At 68.9% G+C, this 16,266-nt stretch carries 17 protein-coding genes; 4 read left to right on the top strand and 13 right to left on the bottom strand.

Annotated elements, in window-relative coordinates; all coding sequences use genetic code 11:
• Window positions 1-169 precede the first annotated feature (169 nt).
• The 7 genes from ccsB to hemL form a co-directional block, all read right to left on the bottom strand.
• The gene (gene ccsB, locus ACFXKG_RS10395) at window positions 170-1,261 is read right to left on the bottom strand and encodes a c-type cytochrome biogenesis protein CcsB (protein WP_384835357.1); all 1,092 of its coding nucleotides are present in this window, start codon (window positions 1,259-1,261) and stop codon (window positions 170-172) included.
• Complete coding sequence (locus tag ACFXKG_RS10390; protein WP_384835354.1) at window positions 1,258-3,075, bottom strand: cytochrome c biogenesis protein ResB; 1,818 nt, start codon at window positions 3,073-3,075, stop codon at window positions 1,258-1,260. The genes ccsB and ACFXKG_RS10390 overlap by 4 nt, the downstream gene beginning before the upstream one ends.
• 34 nt (window positions 3,076-3,109) lie before the next feature.
• Window positions 3,110-3,910, bottom strand: coding sequence for a cytochrome c biogenesis CcdA family protein (locus ACFXKG_RS10385; RefSeq protein WP_384835351.1), 801 nt, complete (start codon window positions 3,908-3,910; stop codon window positions 3,110-3,112).
• Between the two features lie 4 nt (window positions 3,911-3,914).
• On the bottom strand, window positions 3,915-4,535 hold the full coding sequence (locus tag ACFXKG_RS10380; protein WP_384835347.1) for a TlpA family protein disulfide reductase: 621 nt from the start codon (window positions 4,533-4,535) through the stop codon (window positions 3,915-3,917).
• 173 nt (window positions 4,536-4,708) lie between these two features.
• Window positions 4,709-6,031: a hypothetical protein gene (locus ACFXKG_RS10375; protein WP_384835344.1), complete on the bottom strand. Its 1,323-nt coding sequence runs from the start codon at window positions 6,029-6,031 to the stop codon at window positions 4,709-4,711.
• A gap of 207 nt (window positions 6,032-6,238) precedes the next feature.
• Window positions 6,239-6,946, bottom strand: a complete 708-nt coding sequence (locus ACFXKG_RS10370) for a histidine phosphatase family protein (RefSeq protein ID WP_384835341.1) — start codon at window positions 6,944-6,946, stop codon at window positions 6,239-6,241.
• Complete coding sequence (gene hemL, locus ACFXKG_RS10365) at window positions 6,943-8,286, bottom strand: glutamate-1-semialdehyde 2,1-aminomutase (RefSeq protein ID WP_384835338.1); 1,344 nt, start codon at window positions 8,284-8,286, stop codon at window positions 6,943-6,945. The genes ACFXKG_RS10370 and hemL overlap by 4 nt, the downstream gene beginning before the upstream one ends.
• 116 nt (window positions 8,287-8,402) lie before the next feature.
• Between hemL and ACFXKG_RS10360 the strand changes: the two genes are divergently transcribed.
• Window positions 8,403-8,978, top strand: a complete 576-nt coding sequence (locus ACFXKG_RS10360; protein WP_382895018.1) for a hypothetical protein — start codon at window positions 8,403-8,405, stop codon at window positions 8,976-8,978.
• Between the two features lie 209 nt (window positions 8,979-9,187).
• Here ACFXKG_RS10360 and ACFXKG_RS10355 read toward each other — a convergent pair whose 3' ends face one another.
• The 4 genes from ACFXKG_RS10355 to ACFXKG_RS10340 form a co-directional block, all read right to left on the bottom strand.
• Window positions 9,188-9,982 carry an aminotransferase class IV gene (locus ACFXKG_RS10355; RefSeq protein WP_384835335.1) on the bottom strand — a complete coding sequence of 265 codons (795 nt, stop codon included), beginning with the start codon at window positions 9,980-9,982 and terminating at the stop codon, window positions 9,188-9,190.
• A gap of 324 nt (window positions 9,983-10,306) precedes the next feature.
• On the bottom strand, window positions 10,307-10,471 hold the full coding sequence (locus ACFXKG_RS10350; RefSeq protein WP_384835332.1) for a CRISPR-associated endonuclease Cas2: 165 nt from the start codon (window positions 10,469-10,471) through the stop codon (window positions 10,307-10,309).
• 55 nt (window positions 10,472-10,526) lie between these two features.
• Complete coding sequence (locus ACFXKG_RS10345; RefSeq protein ID WP_384835329.1) at window positions 10,527-11,534, bottom strand: recombinase family protein; 1,008 nt, start codon at window positions 11,532-11,534, stop codon at window positions 10,527-10,529.
• 152 nt (window positions 11,535-11,686) lie between these two features.
• The gene (locus ACFXKG_RS10340; protein WP_384835326.1) at window positions 11,687-12,265 is read right to left on the bottom strand and encodes a TetR/AcrR family transcriptional regulator; all 579 of its coding nucleotides are present in this window, start codon (window positions 12,263-12,265) and stop codon (window positions 11,687-11,689) included.
• A 118-nt stretch (window positions 12,266-12,383) separates the two neighbouring features.
• On the opposite strand from ACFXKG_RS10340, the gene ACFXKG_RS10335 reads away from it, so the two are divergent.
• Both ACFXKG_RS10335 and ACFXKG_RS10330 read left to right on the top strand, forming a co-directional pair.
• Complete coding sequence (locus tag ACFXKG_RS10335) at window positions 12,384-13,310, top strand: NmrA/HSCARG family protein (RefSeq protein WP_384835323.1); 927 nt, start codon at window positions 12,384-12,386, stop codon at window positions 13,308-13,310.
• Entirely contained in the window at window positions 13,307-14,188 is an 882-nt protein-coding gene (locus ACFXKG_RS10330) for an LLM class flavin-dependent oxidoreductase (RefSeq protein WP_384835320.1), read from the top strand. The genes ACFXKG_RS10335 and ACFXKG_RS10330 overlap by 4 nt, the downstream gene beginning before the upstream one ends.
• On the opposite strand, the gene ACFXKG_RS10325 is transcribed toward ACFXKG_RS10330, so the two are convergent.
• Together ACFXKG_RS10325 and ACFXKG_RS10320 are read right to left on the bottom strand one after the other, a co-directional pair.
• A complete protein-coding gene (locus tag ACFXKG_RS10325) occupies window positions 14,177-14,644 on the bottom strand; it encodes a hypothetical protein (protein ID WP_384835318.1) in 468 nt (155 codons plus the stop codon). The two genes, ACFXKG_RS10330 and ACFXKG_RS10325, sit on opposite strands and share 12 nt — an antisense overlap.
• On the bottom strand, window positions 14,611-15,468 hold the full coding sequence (locus tag ACFXKG_RS10320; protein ID WP_384835315.1) for a DUF4158 domain-containing protein: 858 nt from the start codon (window positions 15,466-15,468) through the stop codon (window positions 14,611-14,613). The genes ACFXKG_RS10325 and ACFXKG_RS10320 overlap by 34 nt, the downstream gene beginning before the upstream one ends.
• 256 nt (window positions 15,469-15,724) lie before the next feature.
• Between ACFXKG_RS10320 and ACFXKG_RS10315 the strand changes: the two genes are divergently transcribed.
• Window positions 15,725-16,168 carry a hypothetical protein gene (locus ACFXKG_RS10315; RefSeq protein WP_384835312.1) on the top strand — a complete coding sequence of 148 codons (444 nt, stop codon included), beginning with the start codon at window positions 15,725-15,727 and terminating at the stop codon, window positions 16,166-16,168.
• The last annotated feature ends 98 nt before the right edge of the window (window positions 16,169-16,266 follow it).

The raw sequence follows: 16,266 nt of genomic DNA, 5'->3' as shown, positions 1-16,266 counted from the left end.
GCCACCCCGGTTCGGGCCCACTCCTCCGGCGCATGCCTTCCACCCCCGCGGGATGCCTCGGCCCCCCCGGCGGACGGGGGATCCCGTGGTAGCACAGGGTGCCGCCCCGGGGGGTATTTCGCCCCGGGGGGCGCCTCTGCCGATTTGTACGCGTCGGACGCCCGCTGCGTCAGACGCCCGCGTACGAGTGCTTCCCGTTGACGAAGATGTTGACGCCGTAGTAGTTGAACAGCCAGCAGCCGAAGGCGATCAGCGCCAGGTAGGCGGCCTTGCGGCCCTTCCAGCCGGCCGTCGCGCGCGCGTGCAGATAGGCGGCGAAGGCGACCCAGGTGATGAAGGACCAGACCTCCTTGGGGTCCCAGCCCCAGTAGCGGCCCCACGCGTCGCCCGCCCAGATCGCGCCCGCGATGATCGTGAAGGTCCAGAGCGGGAACACGGCGGCGTTCACGCGGTACGCGAACTTGTCGAGCGTCGGCGAGGCGGGCAGCCGCTCCATCACGGACGTGGCGAAGGCGCCCGGCTTCACCCCGGCGGCCAGCTTGGACTCGTACCGCTCCCGGAAGAGGTAGAGCAGCGTGGCGACCGCGCCGACGTAGAAGGCCGCGCCGCAGAAGATCGCGGTGGAGACGTGGATCCACAGCCAGTACGAGTGCAGGGCCGGCACCAGCTGGTCGCTGGCGGTGTAGAGGACGGTGACCGCGAGGCCGAGGTCGAGCAGGACCGTGGTGATCAGCGGGAGGCCGAGCCAGCGGACGTTCTTCTTCATCAGGAGGAGGCCGAGGTACACCCCGACGACGACCGTGGTGAAGGTGATGTTGAACTCGTACATGTTGCCCCACGGCGCCCGCTGCACGGACAGCGCGCGGGTGACCACGCCCGCCGCCTCGATCGCCCACGCGAGGACGGTGAGGGAGACGGCGATCCGGCCGTACAGGTCGCCCTGTTCGTCACCGCCCGCCGCGCCGGGGCCGTCCGGGAGGTCGCGGGCCCCGGTGGCGGAACGGGTGATGATCTTCGGCCGCTCCAGGACGGCGGTGGCCCCGCCCCGCTGCTCGGCCTTGATCCGTACGGCGTCCGCCGCGCCGCCCTTGGCGTCACCGGTCAGCGCGGCGGCCGTACGGGCGACCTTGCTGCGGCTGCCGAACAGCCATTCGGCGATATGGGCGAAGAACGCCAGCATGTAGACGGCCATCGCCGAATAGATCAGGACGTTGCTGGTCTGCGCCAGGCTTTCGTTGGTTGCTGCGGCGGCGAGAGTCACTTCTCGGCCCCTTCGGCTTCGTCGGTCTCACGTGCGGCTGCAGGCGCGCTGGGCGCCTCTGAATGGAGGGTGTGGGCCAGTTCGGCCAGTTCCTCGGGGAGCTTGGCGGACTCGCTGCGGCCGAGGCCCGCCATCTCGACAACGGTGACGCCGTCGGCGCCCCGCACGGCCCGGACCCAGACCCGGCGCCGCTGGATGAAGAGCGATCCGGCCAGCCCCGCGATGGCCCCGACCGCCCCGGCGAGCGCCCAGGCGTCACCGGGCTGGTGCGAGATCTGGAACGTCGCCCACTCCTTGACGTCCTTCTCGAAGGTGATCGATCCGGCGCCGTCCGGCAGGGTGAGCTTGTCGCCCGGCAGCAGGGTCTTCTTCAGCACGCCGCCCTTGGCGTCCTTGAACGCCTTCATCTTGCGGGTGTCGAGCTGGTACACGTTCTGCGGCATCCCGGCGTCGACACCGAGACTGCCGTAGTACGCGCCCACGTTGAGCACCGGGAAGTCGAGCGCGGGGAACCGCGAGAACATCTTGTTCGCGCCGCCCTCCCCGCCGCCGTAGGTGGGCACGAAGAACGCGGCGAAGCCGAGCTGTTCCTTCTTGCCGTTCTTGTCCCGGTAGCCGTCCATCACCTTGATGGCGCCCGTGGACGAGACATTGCTGTCGATCGGCAGCAGCGGCACCGCGCCGTTGAAGACCACCTCGCCCCGGCCGTCCCGGACGGTGACGACGGGCGCGTACCCGTGACCGATCAGATAGACCTTGGAGCCGTCCACCTCCAGCGGCTTGTTGACCTTGATGACCGACTTGCGTTCCTCGCCCTCCGCGCCGTCGGTGTAGTGGATGTTCGCCTGGTACGTGCGGGGCGTGCCGAGTTGGGGACCGTTGCGCTCGTACGTACCGACGAACTTGTCGAGCCGGAAGCTGAAGGGCGCGAGGTCGTTCGTGTCGAAGAGGGAGCCGGACCTGAAGTCGTCGTACTGGGTGAGGGTGTTGGCGAAGCCGTCGCCCTCGACGACGAGCTTGCCGCCCTCGGACTTGTAGAGCTGGCCGGCGGCGAAGGCGAGGAGCATCACGATCAGCGAGATGTGGAAGATCAGGTTGCCGGCCTCGCGGAGGTACCCCTTCTCGGCGGCGACGGCGTCACCGACGGTGTGGGCGCGGAAGCGGCGCTTCTTCAGGATCGCGAGGGCGGCGGTACGGGCGTCCTCGGGCTCGGCGGTGGTGCGCCACGTGGTGTACGCGGGCAGCCGGGTGAGCCGTTTCGGTGCGCCCGGCGGGCGGCCCCGCAGCTGGCCGACGAACTGCCAGGTGCGCGGGACGATGCAGCCGATGAGCGAGATGAACAGCAGGATGTAGATCGCGGAGAACCACACCGAGCTGTAGACGTCGAAGAGCTGGAGCTTGTCGTAGATCGGCGTGAGCGTCTCGTGGCGGTCCTTGAAGTCCTGGACCTTGAGCTCGTCGACGCTGGTCTGCGGGATCAGGGAGCCGGGGATGGCGCCGAGGGAGAGCAGGAAGAGGAGGATCAGCGCGACGCGCATGGAGGTGAGCTGCCGCCAGAACCATCGGGCCCAGCCGATGATCCCGAGGGTGGGGCCGCCGACGACGCTCTCGTAACGCTCCTCACGGGGAGCGGTGGAGAGCTGGGAGCCGGCGGCGCCGAGTTCACCGGCGTCGGCGGGGGCGGCGCTGTCGCGTCCGGCCTCCGTGTGCGCGGCCGTTTCCGTTTCTGTGTTCGTGGCGGGATCGGCGGCGGTGCCCTTGCCTGCTTCCGTACCCGTTTCCGTGCCCGTCTTGTCCGTGTCCGTATCGCTCATGGATTTCCCGCTCGTGGACGCCTTGCTCATGGAACTAGATCCCCACCGTGAAGCCGTTGGACCAGGTCTGTGTCGCCTGCACGATGCTGTCCCACGCGCCGGTCACCAGCAGCAGACCGGTCACGATCATCATGCCGCCGCCGATCCGCATCACCCAGGTGTAATGGCGCTTGATCCAGGCGAACGCGCCGAGCGCCTTGCGGAAGGCCACCGCGCCGAGCACGAACGGCACACCGAGTCCCAGGCAGTACGCGACGGTCAGTATGGCCCCGCGGCCGGCGCTCGCCTGGTCGAACGCCAGCGCGTTGACGGAGGAGAACGTCGGACCGAGGCAGGGCGTCCAGCCGATCCCGAAGAGCGCGCCCAGCAGCGGGGCGCCCGCGAGGCCGGTCACCGGACGCCGGTGGAAGCGGAATTCGCGCTGGGTGATCCCGGGCATCATGCCCATGAAGAACACACCCATGATGATCATGAGCACGCCGAGGATCTTGGAGAGGGGCCCGCGGTACTCCTGGAGCGTGCTGCCGAAGTAGCCGAAGAGCGCCCCGCCCGAGACGAAGACCGCGGTGAAACCGATGACGAAGAGGGAGGCGCCGGCGAGCATCCGCCCGCGCCGGGCTTCCGCCAGGTCGGTGCCGCTGATGCCGGTGACGTACGAGAGGTAGCCGGGCACGAGCGGCAGCACACACGGGGAGAAGAACGAGACCAGCCCGGCCAGCAGCGCGATCGGCAGGGCGATCAGCAGCGCCCCGCTGGTGACGGTCTCGTTCCCGCCGGTCGCCTCGGCGAGGAACCTGGCCTGGTCGAGGTGGTCGCCCTGGAGCTGAAACTGCACGGGATCACTTCTCCGCGATCAGCGGGTCGATCATCTTCCGCAGCTTCTCCTCGTTGAGCGCCATCAGCGAGCGCGCCGCGATCTTCCCCTCCCGGTCGAGCACGATCGTGGAGGGGATCGACTGCGGGTTCAGGCTGCCCTTGGGGAAGCCGCTCACGATGAGCTTGCCCGCCGGGTCGTACAGGCTCGGATAGCCGATGCCGTAGTCCTTCTCGAAGGCGAGCGCGGGGCCCTTGTTGGCGTCCCGGGTGTTGATCCCGACGAAGGCCACGCCCTTCGACTCGGTCTCCTTGGCGACCTTCGCGAAGTGCGGGGCCTCGGCGCGGCAGGGCGGACACCAGGAGCCCCAGACGTTCAGCACGACGACCTTGCCCTTGAGGTCGGCGATGTCGAGCTTCTCGCCTTCGAGGGTCTGGCCCTCGATCTTGTTGACGGGCTTGCGGTCCGCCGCCGCGACGGTGGAGATGCCGCCGGTGTTCGTCACGAAGTTGGTGTCACCGCCGCCGCCGGACTTGCCGCCGCTGCCGCAGGCCGAGAGCGTCATCGCCGCCGCGGCGACGACGAGGGGCAGGATGGCGCGGAGGCGACGGTCCGAACGGCGTCGTGGGGCGCGGCCTGAGTTCATGTGAAAAGTTTCGCATGGGCGATTCGAGGATCTTGGGCACCCCCCTGGGTGCCCGTAAAAGCCCGATGTAAAGACTTCTGCGGACGTTTCGGCGGGCCTTCGAAACACTCCCCGGAGCCCCACCCGAAGTTCCGGCGCCTCAGCAGTTCCGGTACCTCAGCAGTTCCGCTGCCTCAGCCGGTGGCGGCTCCGGCGGTGTCGGCTCCGGCGGTCTCTGCTCCGGCGCTGCCGGCTCCGGCGGTGGCCCCGGCCGTGGCCGTCTTCAGAAATGCGTTCCAGCCGCCCGTGGGCGCCTGTCCGACACCGAGTCCGCGGAGCTTGTCGAGTACGGCCGGGTCCTGGACGTCGAGCCAGTCGGTGAACTGCCGGAAGGACACCAGCCGTACGTCCTTCTTGCCCGCCATTCCCTTCAGAGCCTCTTCCACGGCGTCCATGTAGATTCCGCCGTTCCACTGCTCGAAGTGGTTTCCGATGAAGAACGGCGCGCGATTCGTCTCGTACGCGCGGTTGAATCCGGCGAGATAGGCACCGGCGGCCTGCTTGCGCCATTCCGGATAGCGGGACGGCATTCCGTTGGTCGAGTTCTTCGACTGGTTCGCGAGCATGTTGTAGTCCATGGAGAGGACTTCGAAGGAATGCCCGGGGAACGGCACGGCCTGCAGCGGGAGATTCCATATCCCCTGGAGCTTGTCCGGCCAGACCTGGGTGCCGCCGGGCGAACTCGCGTCGTACCGCCAGCCCAGCTTCTTGGCCGTCGGCAGCAGGTTCTCCTGGCCGAGCAGGCACGGCGTACGGCCGCCGATCAGCTCCTTGCGGTAGTCGAAGGGCAGCGGGTCGAGATCGTTCCAGCCGGTGTTCGTACGCCACTCCGTGACGAAGGAGACGGCCTGGTCTATCTCGCTGCGCCACTGCTCGGAGGTCCAGTTCCCGACGGTGCCGGAGCCGCCGCAGAAGTGGCCGTTGAAGTGCGTTCCTATCTCATGGCCGTCCAGCCACGCCTGGCGGATGTTCTTGAGCGTGTCCTTGACGTGGGGGTCGGTGAGATAACCGATGTCGGAGGCGCCGACGGGGTTGTTCGGCGGACGGTAGAGGGTCTTCTTCGACTCGGGCAGCACATAGAGCCCGGAGAGGAAGAAGGTCATCGCCGCGCCGTGGTCCTTGGCGAGTTCGAGGAAACGGGGGAAGAGGCCGTTGCCGACCTCCCCCGCCCCGTCCCAGGAGAAGACCACGAACTGCGGCGGGGTCTGGCCGGGCTCCAGCGGGACCGGCGCCTCCGGCTGGTGGGGCTGCTTTCCGGTGTCGGAAGTGGAACCGTCCCCGATACGCCGGCCTTCCTTGGCCCCGGAGCCGCCGTCCGACTTTCCGCTTCCGCCACCGGCCTTGTCCGCGCCGTTCCCGCCCGACGCGCCCTGACCGGTGGAGCAGGCCGCGACACCCATCGCGGCCGCGGCTCCCATTCCGGCTCCGAGCAGACTCCTCCGACTGATGTGGCGCATACAGATCCCATCCGCGCTCGTACGTCCGTAAGTGCGCCGCTCATATAAGTCTTACAAGCGGCAACTCGTAGGAGCTGCTACCGAACGCGGAGGTTCCTAAACGTGTCAGATCTTTACGCATGTAACAGTGACTGTGACAAAAACAGTCGCAGTCACAGGGCGCCGAAACCGAGGCCACGTCCGAGGAGCAGGACCGGCCTCAGGCGCTCAGGCACCGAACGCCTTGGCCCCGCCCTTCACCGGCCTGGCACCGGCGAGCAGGTGCGCCGGTACGAGATCGCGGGCCGGCTCGGAATAGCCGACCGAGACGATCCTGTCGCCCTGATACGTGAAGCTCGTCAGCGAGGCGAGCGTGCACTGCCGCCGCCGCGGGTCGTGCCAGAGCCTGCGCCGCTCGACGAAGCTCCGCACGATCCAGATCGGCAGCTGGTGACCGACGCAGACGGCCTCGTGGCCACGGGCCGCGTCCCGTGCCGCGGCCAGCGCGCCCATCATCCGTACGACCTGGTCGACGTACGGCTCCCCCCAGGACGGCTGGAAGGGATTGGTGAGGTACTTCCAGTTGCCCGGCCGGCGCAGCGCGCCGTCGCCGACGCCGAAGGTCTTGCCCTCGAAGACGTTCGCCGCCTCGATCAGCCGGCGGTCGGTGTCGAGAGTCAGCCCGTGCGTCTTGGCGATCGGGGCGGCGGTCTCCTGCGCGCGCTCCAGCGGGGAGGCCACGACATGGGTGATGTCCCGGCCCGCGAGGTGCTCGGCGACCCGGTCGGCCATCCGGCGTCCCAGCTCGGAAAGGTGGTAGCCGGGGCGTCTGCCGTACAGGACACCGTCCGGGTTGTGCACCTCACCGTGCCGCATCAGATGGACGACGGTGATCTCCTCACCGTTCGCCGCGCTGTTCCCTGCACTCTGACTCATGCGGCACTCTCCGGCTGGGTGTCGGGGTCCGTGGCCTCGGCGGCGGCACGGGCGGCGGCGGGCAGCGCCGCGGCGATCCGCTCGACGGCCCGGTCGTCGTGGGCGGTGGAGACGAACCAGGACTCGAAGGACGACGGCGGCAGGTAGACGCCGTCGGCGAGCATCGAGTGGAAGAAGGCGGTGAAGCGGAAGGACTCCTGCCGCTTGGCCCCCTCGTAGTCACGTACCTCGTCGGCCGTGAAGAAGACGGAGAACATGTTGCTCGCCGTCTGCACCCGGTGGGCGACACCCTCCTTGCTCAGCGCGGCCGTCACGATCCCTTGGATCTGCGCGGAGACGGCATCGACCTTCTCGTACGCCGCGTCGTCGAGCAGCCGGAGCTGCGCGAGGCCGGCGGCGGTGGCGACCGGGTTCCCGGAGAGCGTGCCCGCCTGGTAGACGGGTCCGGCGGGGGCGAGCCGCCCCATGACGTCGGCGCGGCCGCCGAACGCGGCGGCGGGGAAGCCGCCGCCCATGACCTTGCCGAAGGTCATCAGGTCGGGCGCGACACCGTCGACGCCGTACCAGCCGGCCTTGGACGTACGGAACCCGGTCATCACCTCGTCGGAGATGTACAGCGCGCCGTCGGCGGCGCAGATCTCCTTGAGCCCGGCGTTGAACCCGTCCCCCGGCGGTACGACGCCCATGTTCCCCGGCGACGCCTCGGTGATCACGCAGGCGATCTCGCCGGGGTGCGCGGCGAAGGCGGTGCGCACGGCGTCGAGGTCGTTGTACGGCAGGACGATCGTGTCGCCGGCCTGCGCGCCGGTCACCCCGGGGGTGTCCGGCAGCCCGAACGTGGCGACGCCGGAGCCCGCCGCGGCGAGGAGCGCGTCGACGTGCCCGTGGTAGCAGCCGGCGAACTTCACGACCTTCGCCCGCCCGGTGAAGCCGCGGGCGAGCCGGATGGCCGACATGGTCGCCTCGGTACCGGACGACACGAGCCGCACCTGCTCGACGGGCGCGATCCGGGCCACGATCTCCTCGGCGAGCGCGACCTCGCCCTCACCGGGCGTACCGAAGGAGGTACCGCGCGCGACCGCGGCCTGTACGGCCGCGATCACTTCCGGGTGGGAATGACCGAGAATCATCGGACCCCAGGAACAGACGAGGTCGACATATTCGCGACCGTCCGCATCGATGAGGTATGGACCATTACCGGACACCATGAACCGGGGCGTACCACCCACCGCCCGGAAGGCGCGGACGGGAGAGTTCACGCCTCCGGGTGTCACGAGGGCCGCACGGTCAAAGAGTGTCTGCGAAACTGGGGCGTCATAGGGGAAGCTCACGCAATCCATGGTGTCAGAGGCTCCGACGTATCTGCGGACAGGTGTTTCACCGGACGTTCGTGGGGGAGGTCACTGTCACGATGATCGGGTTGCGCGGCCAGGGCTGCGAGTGGTCGGGTGGAGATATGCATCGCGGTGGCGGACTGGGCGAAGGTACAGACGACCTGGGTCCCGAGCCTGCCCGGCGAGGGAAACACCGGCGCGGCGAGCGCCCCGAGCGCGAGGCGCGCGAGGAGGCTCCGGAAATCAGGAGTGGTGGCCGGGTGGGGGTGACCTACAAATACTTCGGCGCGCCTGACGGTGCCACGGCGGCCCGTGTCCCCATCTCCATGCGCCCGGAGGAACTGGGCGGCGACGAGCTGGGCATGGGCGGCATGTTCACGAAGATCAAGCCCGAGACGATAGCGGCGATGGTCCTGACGGGCATTCAGGGCATGCCGCTGCACAAGGTCCCGCCCCTCGAACTGGTCGTGCTCCACCCGGATTACGCGGTGGTCAAGCTCCCCATGACGGTGGTCGACCCGCTGCGCGGCATCGGCGAGGAATCGGTGGGCGCGGCGGCCTTCATCTGGTCGACGGTCCCGGACCGGGGCGGCCCGAAGGACGCGTACAACGTCTACCAACTGCTGCACGAGTGGCAGGACTTCTCGGTCCGCCTGCACGAGGCGGGGCATCAGCCGTACTGCTTGGTGTGGCCCTGAACCGGGATTGCGTGCGGATTGGGCGGGGCTTTCGGGCTCCGCCTTCTTCATGCCCGTGGAGGGATCGTCAGGCGGCCAGGGCACGTTGGGGCGCGTGAGTCTCGGCGGGGGCGCCATCGCGACCGAGGAGGGTATCCAGGACCTCCTGATGGCCACGACGCAGGCCGATGGTCTCGCCCGGCACTACGACCGTTCCTCCGTGCAGCTCCTCACAGCTCCTCGCCCGGGATGGACAGGTATGCCTCGCGCAGCGCACTCAGCACCGGGTGCTCAACCGTCATCGGCCTGTCGTCGATGGCAGACAGAGCGCGGACCCCGATGGACGTGTTGGTGGCGAAGGCGACCGGCATGGTCTTGGCCTCATCGAGAGTGACCGGGGCGACCTTGAACTCGGTGCGCTCCTGGAGCAGGGCCGCCGTCACGCCGGGCAGCACCGGGCCTTCCGGCCAGAGGATGGTGCCGTCCTCGTCGATGAAGCCCACGTTCCACGTCACGCCCTCGGTCACGTGACTGTCGGGGCCGAAGAACAGGGCATCGTCGAAACCCTTGAGCCGTGCCGTGCGGCGGGCATGCAGGGCACCGAAAAGGCCGCAGTGCTTGACCTCGGGAAGGTCACGCTCGTACCGCACGCTCAACGCGGTCAGCGGCGGCGGAGTCAATTCGCCGGCGGGGCGTACGATCACCATGATCTGCGGACCGGTGGCTTCCTCGGGGTGCCCCATGTTCACCGCCGGGTCGAAGTGCGTGACGCGGACGACACAGGGCCCGTCCCGCCCGTCCAGCGCCTTGCCGACCAGATCCCGGACCCGGCCGGTGTCCACGGCGGCGCCGAACACGATCCTGCTGTCCCGCACGAGTCGTTCCATGTGCAGGGACAAACCGCGGATACGGCGATCTGCGCCAACGCGCATGGAGGTGAAGTGCCCGTAAGACGTCAGTGCGAGAGGCAGCAAGTCCCCAACTGATACGGCCTGTTCGTTCAGTTTCGCCATGCCGCTCAGCATGTCAGCACGTCCCGGGCGCTCGGCACCCCAAAGCCGGTTACCGACGGGGCAACTTGATCAGCGATGAGGACTTGGCGCTCAGCGCGTACGGACCCGCCGGTTCATTGCGAACCCTCCTGGGCTGATAAGGAACCGACGGTAAAGCCACAGGTCAGCGTCCCTCCGCTGCGACGCTTCAGCGGCGTTTCTGCAGCAGTCCGTCGGTAGTGCATCGGTGCAGGTCAAAGTGGTTCAGAGGATGTCGCCGGGGCCACCCAGGTCAACGCCGAGGGTGTTGGATTCGATCACTTCGGGGGATCTGGCGGCGTAGGTGACGATGCTGTCCTAGTCCGGGTCGATCGTGGTCTTCAGCGCAGCCATCAGCGCGCGGTACTGGGCTGTGGTGAGTTCGCTCTGGAAGACACTGCGCTGCGTCCAGTGGAGGTATTTGCGGCAGGACTTGAGGACCTTGGGGTTGCGTTCGACAGCAGTGTCGTAGACGAGGATCACGAAGATGGCCCTGTTCTCCCGAAGCTCCGGCGAAGTGACAAGTAGCTCTCTGTAATCAGAGTGACGCTCGGTCAGAGAGCGCGAGACGGGGTCCGGGGACTTCGCCGGGCTGGAGGGCGGCGAAGTCGGCGTGGGCCTGCTCGACGGCTTCGGGGTATGCCTCGCGCTTGGCGTGCTCGGCGAGCACCCGGTAGATGCTGGCGACGGACGGGCTCTGTCCCTTGCGCTTGCCGGTGGGGATGATGAGGTCGGGCTGGATCTGCTCGACGGACTCGCCATTCGCCCGGCGTCGCAGCACAGTGTGCAGCATGTCGTCAGTGATGACCGGCGGCCGGCCGCCGTGCTTGCCCTTGCGGGCCGCGGTGTCGAGCCCTTCGTGCGTGGACTCCCTAATGTTCTCCCGCTCGGTCTCCGCCATCGCGGCGAAGAACGCGAACAGCAGCTTCCCCGGGCCGGTGGGGTCGTAGATGCCGGGCAGGGGCCCGGCGAGCATCTCCAGGACCAGGCCGTGGGCGGTGAGGTGGTCGGCGAGCGCGGTGAGTTCGGCGGCGTCGCGGCCGAGCCGCTTCATCTCGTACACGGTGAAGATGACCCGGCAGTGCGGGGCGTGCGCCTTGACCTCCCGCGCGGTCCTCAGCGCCTCCTCGAACCGGGGGCGGACCCGCACCCGGGTACTGATCTTCTCGCTGAAGATCTTGTCCCTCGGGATGCCGTGCTTGCTGAGCGCGTCGAGCTGCGAGTCGAGTTCCTGCCCGAGGGGCGAGCAGCGCGCGTAGCCGATGCGGATGTCCGCGCTCGGCAGGTCCGGGTCGATCGGCGCCGGCGGCGGGGTGCCCGGCCGCCACGGCTGACCCGGTCCGCGGTCGGCCGGGGTGGGAACCCGCAGCGCCTTCTTCAGTCGGGGCACCATGGTGAAGCGGCGGGTGTGGTAGGCGGAGGCGACCGCGCCGCCGCGCGAGCGGCACGGCGAGCCGGGCTGTGCGTCACACTTCGGACAGGCGTGCCGCTCGACGTCGTCGGCGTCCGACCGGTCGAGCGGGGAAGGCTGCCGAGGGTCCGTCATGGACCCGGATTTTCGCACAATGCAAGTCTCACAAGGGAGTCAGTCCCGCTTTCGAGTGAGAACGGGTTCTGAGAACGAATCCGGGTTCGGCGGGGGTCTGGCGACTTGCGATTGATCTTGCTCACACAAAGGACCGTTTGCGAGGACCGGGGTCAGCGTGTGCGTACGCCGTCGATGGCGATCGACAGCAGGAGGTCGGCCTCGGCCGGACCGTCGATCTCCCGCTCGGTGGCCAGCGCGATGGCGCCGACGAGCTTGAGCAGTTGGGCGATGGTGATCCCGGCGCGCACAGCGTCTGCCGCTTCGGCGCGCGCAAGGAGGGCGTCTCCGGCAGTGGTGATCATTTCGTGGCAGGTTTCGCCAAGCGCCGGGTCTCCGTCCCGCATCAGCGAAGACCCCAGGCCCCGGTTGGCCACGGCGTGCGCGCCAACGGCGTGAAGCCAGGTGGTCAGCGCCTGGCCCGGGTCGGGTTCGGCGAGGAGGTCGTCCGCCTTCGCGCACAGGGCCTCCACCCGGTCCTTGAAGACCGCCTCCAGGAGCGCCCGCCGGGAGGGGAAGTGGCGGTGCAGGGTGGCCGAGCCGACTCCGGCGCTTCGGGCGACCTCCTCCAGGGAGGCGTCGGCGCCGTGCTCGGCGATCAGGGCCCCGGCGGCGGCGACGATCTTCTCGGCATTGCGGCGGGCGTCGGCGCGCATCGGCCGGCCGGGCGGGGCGGTGGCGTCCTTGGGCACGGGTACTCCTGATGGCTTGATAAACGGGGTGGCCCTCCATATCGTAGCGAACAAGAAACGGGGGGCCTCCCCACTTGCGGACTGGCTTCCCCTCCGCATGGATGCGATGGAGATGATCGTGAAGCTGACGAAGAAGACCGTCGTGGTGGCGGGTGCGACCGGCCTGCAGGGCAGGGCCGTGACACATCACCTGCTCCGCGACGGCTGGCAGGTGCGCGCACTGACGCGCGACCCGAACGGGCCGCGGGCCACGACGCTGGCGCAGGCCGGCGCACAGGTATTCCGGGCGCGGATGGAGGACGTCGACTCTCTTACCGCTGCGGCCGAGGGCGCCTGGGGTCTGTTCAGCGTCCAGCCCACCGTCGGCTCGCCCGGCACCGCCCCGGACTTCACCGCCGCCGACGAGGTCCGCTGGGGAGTAAACGTCGCCGAGGCCGCGCACGCCGCAGGCATCAGGCACTTCGTCTTCACCTCGGTCGCCGAAGCGGACCGGCACCTTGAGGAGAAGCTGCCGGTGAATTTGGTCAGCAAGTGGCGGATCGAGCGGCACGTCGCCGCGCTCAGCCTGCCCGCGACGATCCTGAGGCCGGTGTCCTTCATGGAGAACTTCACCGGCGGATACGCGCTGCGGAACGGGAACCTGTCCACCGGGCTTGCTCCGGAGGTCCCCCAGCAGATCATGGCCGTCGACGATGTCGGCGCCGTCACCGCGCTGGCGTTCTCCCAGCCGAAGGAGTGGATCGGCCGAGCTGTCTCTCTGGCCGGGGACGAACTCACGCCGGTTCAGGTCGCCGCGGCGGTTGGGAAGGCACTCGGCATACCGCTGCCCTACATTCAGATTCCGATCGACGCGATCCGGGCCCTGAGCGAAGACTTCGCCTACGCCAACGAGTGGCTCAACGAACACGGCTACCGCGCGGACATCCCCGCCACCCGGGAGATCCACCCCGGCACGATGGACTTCAGCACTTGGCTGGAGCGCACCGGCGCGTCCCAGATCGCCGCGTTCCTCGACTCCGCGCGCACCGCCGGGCAGGACGCATGAGCGCCCGCACTCACGGCCTCGGGCGCGTCGGGATCTGGGCGGCGGACTTCGACCACCTCTCCGCACCCGAGGTTCGTAAGGCTGCCGCCGCGGTCGAGGACCTCGGCTTCGGCACTCTGTGGTTCCCCGAGATCACGGGACGGGAGGCCATGGCGCAGGCCGCGATCCTCCTGGCGGCCACCCGGCACATCACCGTGGCCTCCGGCATGACCGACATCTACGCCCGCGACCCGGTCACGGCCGCCGCCGCGCAGCGCACCCTGGAGGAGGCATACCCCGGAAGGTTCCTGCTCGGTCTGTGGGAGAGCCACGCCAGCCTGGCCCAGGGCGTCCGCGGCCACCGTTCCGGCCCGGCTCTGGCCACCATGCGTACCTACCTCGACGCGCTGGACAACGCCCCGTTCGGGCCACCCGACACGGTCGCCTCACCGAACCGCGTACTCGCCGCCCTAGACCCTGGCATGCTCGCCCTCGCCGCCGAACGCGCCCGGGGCGCAACAGTGCTGGGCATGCCCGTCGAGTACACCCGCGCAGCCAGAGCCGTCCTCGAAGACGACGGCCTGTTGACCATCACACAGCTCTGCGTGCTCAGCCACGACCACGCGGACACCGCCGACCTGGCCCGCACCACAGCCGCAGCCGCCCTGCCGAACCGCCACGACCTGCTGCGTGGACTTGGACATGAGGACCCAAACGCGCTTGACAGCCGGCTGGTCGACGCACTGGTGGCCCACGGCCGCGCCGAGGACATCGCCCACCGCGTCCAAGAGCACTTCGACGCCGGGGCCGACCACGTCAGCCTCCACCTTGTGACCACCACACCCGACTCCCCGCCCGTACGGCAGTGGGAGCAACTCGCCGTGCACCTACCCGTCTGACCCGGCACACCCGCGTAGGACACGGCACGAGCGCGGCGCCCTAAAAACCGTGCGCGGCTGGTTCAGGATCGCTTGCGATCCAGCCGCCCGCCAGCGACGCCCGGGGTGCAGGTCTTCAGGATGCCGACCCTGCATCCGCCGCCAGTGGTTGGAGTACGACGAGCGCAGCACCGTCCGCACCCGGGCCCGGTAACGCGCCTCGTTCGCCGCTGCCTCCGCCGCCAGCGCCTTCAGCGTCGACTCCCCGGCCACCGGATAGATCACCTTGCGGACCGTGCCGCCCGGCTCCGCGACCGCCGCCTCCGCTAGCCGCAACAGGATGCCCTCCTTGCCACGGACCCGCTTGAGCTCCTTGTCGAACTCGCCCTCGACCCTCTTCTCCGCCCGCGTATTGATCTTCTGCACGAGTTGGGTGAACAGCTCTACCAGCGAGTCGGTGATCTCCGTCTCCCGCACATGGCACAGCGCCGACAACAGCGTGTACCGCACCGGCCCGCCGCCGCCCGCAGGGCCGAGGGATACTCCTTCGCCGCACGCACCCGCCAGGCCGCCACCAGCTTCCCCGACACGTCCCCGAACAGCTCCGGCGGCAACTGAAGCCCGCGCACCCGCTGGAGCTTGTTCACCTCCGCCAGCAGGCTGTCCAGCCCCAACGCGCCCGGGTCCGCCTTCAGCTCGGTGAGGAACGTGCCCCCGCCGCCCGCGCTGTCCGCGTCCGCTCCGGCGTCCTCGGCGATCAGATCGTCCAGCCGGGACCGGGTCGCCGCCGACAACCGGCCCACCGTGGCCGCGCAGAACCGCTCCTCGAAGGTGCTGACCGCCTTGCCCACCAGCCGGGTGATCTGCCCTGGGGCCGGCGGCTCCAGCCGATCCTTGCGGCAGCGGGCCACCACCGCCTCCGCCAGCCGGTCCCGATTCAGCTCCACCCCGCACAGCTCGACCGCCAGCCACTCGGCGAGCTGGGCCTGGTCCTCCTCGGTGCACTCACGGAAGCCGAACGCGCCCCGGATCTCCATCCGGTGCCGCTTGATCGCCCGCCCCGACCAGTCGTACGCGGCCCACTCCTCCGCGGGCACCCTCACCTGCTGAGCGACGTACGACACCGCCAGCACCGGGATCTCCCCGGCGTCTTCCGGGAACCGGGCCTCCACCTCGAAGAACTTCAGCAACAGCGCGAACCCCAACCGGTTCGCCTCCGACTTGTTCCGCAGCCGCTCCTGGTCCTCCTCCAGCAGCGTCCAGACCTCGATCAGGTCCTCCGGCTCCCACTCCTGCCGCACCCCGGTCTCCCTCCGGTCGTCATGACCGGACCAACCTCGCCGAGCAGGTCCCCCGGCAAGCCCAGAAGATCGAAAACTCTGACAAGCCCACCCCTGATCCGCTACAGAGAGCTACTTGTCACTTCGCCGTAGCTTCGGGAGAACAGGGCCAAGATGGCCGCTCACCACCATGGCCGGAAGGGCTTGTACGGCTTGTCCTCAAAGGTAGATGCGGACGATCTTGAGGGCCTCCAGGGCTGATGACGCCCGCGCCCCGGTGACCTACGTCGCCGCACCGCTGCTGGTCCAGCCGGAGGAGATCGGTCTGGACGACGTCCCGGTGGAAGCGTTCCGGGACGCGCTGGCAGAGGCGGTGAACGCGGAGGGGCTCGGCATCATGCGCTGGCAGCCACAGCCCGTCCCGGCCCAGAGGGAGATCTGCCGACGCAGACTGGTCCTCGGGCAGAGCTTCAGCTCTCTCGGGCCGCCGAACGATGAACGGACCATGCTGATGTTCGCCGAGGTGTTCCACAAGGTGCTCGTGGAAGAACGCTGTCGGCGGTCAGTGGGAATTCCCCAGCGGCGGCCACTTGGCGGGGAGCTATCTGGCCGCCGGTGGTCACTCTGCGTTCCCGGATGGTTCGTCGTTCTTGATCGGTCCCGGCGGCAGCTAGGGCCTGGCTCCGGTGGCACCTGGATGGGGTTGTTGCACATGCCGTAGCGTCATGTGGTGGGGTCGGGGCACCACAGCACGAAAGGCTCTGTCTGCGATGTACCCCTCCCTCACGCCTCCCCGGCAGGTCAAGATCGGTGATGCCG

This window comes from Streptomyces sp. NPDC059255, from assembly GCF_042752355.1.
Classification (GTDB): domain Bacteria; phylum Actinomycetota; class Actinomycetes; order Streptomycetales; family Streptomycetaceae; genus Streptomyces.
This window is presented reverse-complemented; position numbering and strand designations above follow the sequence as displayed.